The organism is Mesotoga sp. HF07.pep.5.2.highcov, from assembly GCF_003666285.1.
GTDB classification, from domain to species: domain Bacteria; phylum Thermotogota; class Thermotogae; order Petrotogales; family Kosmotogaceae; genus Mesotoga; species Mesotoga prima.
In genome coordinates, this window is the sequence record NZ_JFHJ01000053.1 from 1 (window position 1) to 734 (window position 734).

At 46.7% G+C, this 734-nt stretch carries 2 pseudogenes; both read left to right on the forward strand.

What is annotated here, in order from left to right:
• Window positions 1-300, forward strand: a pseudogene (locus BG32_RS00965) (hypothetical protein); the annotation flags it as partial.
• A gap of 25 nt (window positions 301-325) precedes the next feature.
• Window positions 326-734, forward strand: a pseudogene (locus BG32_RS00970) (nicotinate phosphoribosyltransferase); the annotation flags it as partial.

Consider the following 734-nt stretch of genomic DNA (forward strand, 5'->3'; position numbering starts at 1 on the left):
TCCAAACTAAATCTTGACAGCGCGAGAATAAAGACCTCGCTCTCCAGGCTTTCTATAATACCTTCCCAGCTGAGAGACTCTATAATAGACATAGATTGTGAGGTAACCTCCTTGAACATTAGGACACCCAAAGACGTTGGTCTTAGCATTATCCACGAAGGCGAGCTCAACTGGAGCAACTTCAACAACCTTATGGAGAGGGAAAAGGGATACGTCTCGACCAATATCGACAGGGCCGTTACGACTTGCCAGATCATCGTGAAGTCAGATATGTCGAAGATCTCTATCGACTGGATATAGAAGCGTCATCTTCTCTGCCGGCCTTATGGCCGGTTTATTTTTTTGGACTGGTCCAATTGGCAAAGATCTGCCCGGTTCAAGAGTCGAAAGTCGTTTATTATTATATAATCAGGGTACCGGATATATTTCTCCGGAATTTTCGCTCGCGAATGAGGGCATAGACAGGGGGCGTTCGGTGGATAAGCGCAGAATCGACCCGAGAGTCTTCAAAGTACCGATTGACAAGATGAGAGCCGGCTACTATTCTGACAAATACTTCACGAGACTTGTCGAAGTTCTCAAGAAGGCAGATAAGAAGTCAAGGGTGCTATACCAGCTCTTTCCGAGAAGAGACGCGACAATAGTGGGAATTGACGAAGCGCTCGCCATTCTTCGTTTTGGGACCGGTTATTACTCGAATGAAGAAGAGGCGAAGAGGCTCTTCGAAGAGGTGC